The 2,644-nt window shown below is 57.9% G+C and carries 5 protein-coding genes and 1 pseudogene; 4 read left to right on the top strand and 2 right to left on the bottom strand.

What is annotated here, in order from left to right; genetic code table 11:
* Together EGH21_RS24000 and EGH21_RS23995 are read left to right on the top strand one after the other, a co-directional pair.
* Positions 1–118 (top strand): integrase core domain-containing protein (locus EGH21_RS24000; RefSeq protein WP_220618984.1); only part of this gene is annotated, 118 nt, incomplete at its 5' end.
* A gap of 87 nt (positions 119–205) precedes the next feature.
* Complete coding sequence (locus EGH21_RS23995) at positions 206–430, top strand: helix-turn-helix domain-containing protein (RefSeq protein WP_220620919.1); 225 nt, start codon at positions 206–208, stop codon at positions 428–430.
* 9 nt (positions 431–439) lie between these two features.
* Here the strand turns inward: EGH21_RS23995 and EGH21_RS23990 are convergent, their stop codons facing one another.
* Positions 440–682 (bottom strand): helix-turn-helix domain-containing protein, encoded by a 243-nt coding sequence (locus EGH21_RS23990; protein ID WP_220620918.1) that lies wholly within the window; start codon positions 680–682, stop codon positions 440–442.
* Positions 683–996: 314 nt separating this feature from the next.
* On the opposite strand from EGH21_RS23990, the gene EGH21_RS23985 reads away from it, so the two are divergent.
* Positions 997–1,323, top strand: a complete 327-nt coding sequence (locus tag EGH21_RS23985) for a PadR family transcriptional regulator (protein ID WP_220620917.1) — start codon at positions 997–999, stop codon at positions 1,321–1,323.
* 203 nt (positions 1,324–1,526) lie between these two features.
* Positions 1,527–2,390: a hypothetical protein gene (locus EGH21_RS23980; protein WP_220620916.1), complete on the top strand. Its 864-nt coding sequence runs from the start codon at positions 1,527–1,529 to the stop codon at positions 2,388–2,390.
* Between the two features lie 140 nt (positions 2,391–2,530).
* Here the strand turns inward: EGH21_RS23980 and EGH21_RS23975 are convergent.
* Positions 2,531–2,644 (bottom strand): annotated as a pseudogene (locus EGH21_RS23975) (IS630 family transposase); the annotation flags it as partial.

Below are 2,644 nucleotides of genomic sequence, written 5' to 3'. Positions count from 1 at the left end.
GAGGGGCAGTCAATCCAGCGCGAAACAGTGGCTACGACGCTTCAGACACCACTACAACCACGAACGACCGAACCAGGCACTCGACGGCAAAACGCCAGGTGAGGTCATCCAGAACTAGACAGTGCCAGCTGTGCGCGTGTTCCAGTTTGATTATGTTATGCCATCACCATAAATTCTTTGTCCCGGGATAAATAATTGGTAACTGATGACCACCAACTCAAACTCGGATAGACCGGTGGTGAGCGATGAGACTATTTTACAGTTTGTTCGTACTCATGATGATCCCTGCGTGACTGCTGGTGAGGTTGCTGAAGAATTCAATATCACGAATGAAGCAGCGAATTACCGTCTAATGAAGCTTTGCGACCGTGAGGAAATTGCTGAGAAACGAGTTGGTTCCTCCGCCAAAGTATGGTATATTATAGAATAGCTGTTGAGCTCATTCCGAGTCCGAGAGGAGTTCTCGGCCCTTATCAGTCATCCAGAATACTAGGGCAGAGCTACCGGGTTGCTTCATTTTAAGGTATCCCTCTTCTGCTAATGATTTTAACCTCTCTCGAGCACTATCCGGTTCGAGCCCAAGTTCTTCATTAATGTCTCTTGCTGTGACAACCGGTTCAGGATGCAGTGCAATTGCCCTCATTACCTCGGCAGCTTCTACCGTAGGAGGACGGCCAGCCATTGTCAGTGTGTTCTGGAGGCCGAATGATAACACCTAGTAAAAGCAGCTCTGGAAATTATTTTGCCCGGAAAGAATAAATGGGCAGCGTATAACAGGTCCATGTAGAGGCCACACCAGCCACGAGAGACAGGCCACCGACAAATCATGATAACAAACCCACCTCACCTCGACCAGAGGCATCGCTACAACCCAGATCCACACATGCCCAACCACCGGCAAGATGACCCAGCTCCCAATTACTGTGGTCAACCAGCACCACACACACCACGCGCCGAAACCCACCGACCACCCTACACCACCCTCGGAGCACACCCATGACCACGTGGCACGAGTGCTCGGGCTTCCAGCGTGACCTCCTGCAGGCCATCGCGGCCCTCACGACCCGAGACGAAGCCCCGTACGGACTCGGGCTGAAGACGTACCTCGAAGACCACTACGACGACCCCATCAACCACAGCCGGATGTACCAGAACCTCGACAAACTGGTCGAGGCCGGCCTCATCACGCGTGAGCCACTCAACGACCGCACCAACGCCTACCGACTGACCGAAGACGGCTGGAGTCTCTTGCATCGCCACGTCGGCGACCTCACCGATATCTTCCATGAAGGCGCCACCAACACGCGGGAGTGTAACCGATGAGCTACATCCAGCCACCCCAGGATCATCAACCCAACACGACCTCTGGTGGTGATGCCTGCACACCCTGACCCACCCGGGTAACCACCGCTAGCCAACCTCGCTCGAAACCACCCTCGAGAGCGCCAGCACCCACCAGTGAGCAACAGCACTCGCCCGCGTCGTGGTCGACACGCTTCGGTTCGATTCCGAGCGCGGGCCTGCAGATGACGACCCAACCCACTGCCGACCAGACTGACAGTCTCGTCGACGACCACGACGCCGAACACCTCGATATCGACATCGACCTTGACACACCAACCACAGAGGACATCCGCACCCTCCTCGACCAATACATATCCGACGACGTCGACCCACTCCTCGAAACACTGCTGGATACGCTCCTGGACCTGACCGACCACCTGCAGTCCAAACTTGAGGACCTGGAAACCCACATCGAACGCACACACGACGTCGCCACGACGGCCAGCGCCAAGACCGAACAGCAGGCGAGCCACCTCGAGGACCTCGAAGCCGACCAGACGAAGACTCACGATATCGCGACGACGGCCGTCGCGAAAGCCCAGCAACTCGAGGCCGACGACGACCACGACTCTCTCCCGGCCGGCGTCGAACCGAGTAGCTCACCGCTGGACTTCTTCGCGAACTGTCGCGACGCCGCCATCAAAAACGCGTTCGTCGCAGAGGCCAACCGCCAGAACACCTACCGAGCGATCCGCGTCGCCAAACGCTGGCCGGAGTTCGCCACGACGCGCCACGACGGCAGCAGCGTCTTCCTGACCAGGGACGATCTGACGACGGCCCTCACGGCCGAACTCGGCCACAAACCACACCGCCAGACGGTCCACCGTGTCTGGGAAACACTACTCGACCTCGGCGGCGACGACGTCACCGAGTCGACGCGACAGGTGGGCAGACAGCAGACACCCACCGAGATTCTCGAACTGGACATCGATACCGCCGAGGGCTTGCTCGACCAGCGGTACGTCGGCCTCGACTTGTTGGATGGCACGGCGCTGAAAGCGACCACAGGCGGTGTCACGCCCGTTGTGACCGGGGGTGAAGCCTGACTGCTGTGACGACGGGCGATACCAGCACGAACGCCACAGACGGCCTGCCGTGAACGCGACGGGGCGTGCCCTGCCGTCGCCGACGACACGTTCTGTCAGCTACAGCAGTCGGCAGCGCCCTGCCGGTACTATAGTAGACACTAGAAGTAATTACTCACTTTAGGAACAGAGAGTTTGTCGAGAGCGGCGTCGATCGCTGCTGTTAGCTCGTCGAGCGAGTCAAAGAAACGGTTGCTAAGAGCCTTTTGCAGTTG

The organism is Haloarcula rubra, from assembly GCF_019599465.1.
In the GTDB taxonomy this organism is placed as follows: Archaea; Halobacteriota; Halobacteria; order Halobacteriales; family Haloarculaceae; genus Haloarcula; species Haloarcula rubra.
Note: the sequence above shows the minus strand (reverse complement) of the source record. Positions and strands in the feature narration are given on the sequence as shown.

Excerpts from the sequence above, each read along its gene's own strand:
- EGH21_RS23985 (WP_220620917.1), top strand. The coding sequence starts at position 997 with ATGACCACGTGGCACGAGTGCTCGGGCTTCCAGCGTGACCTCCTGCAG.
- EGH21_RS23995 (WP_220620919.1), top strand. The coding sequence starts at position 206 with ATGACCACCAACTCAAACTCGGATAGACCGGTGGTGAGCGATGAGACT.
- EGH21_RS23980 (WP_220620916.1), top strand. The coding sequence starts at position 1,527 with ATGACGACCCAACCCACTGCCGACCAGACTGACAGTCTCGTCGACGAC.
- EGH21_RS23990 (WP_220620918.1), bottom strand. The coding sequence starts at position 682 with ATGGCTGGCCGTCCTCCTACGGTAGAAGCTGCCGAGGTAATGAGGGCA.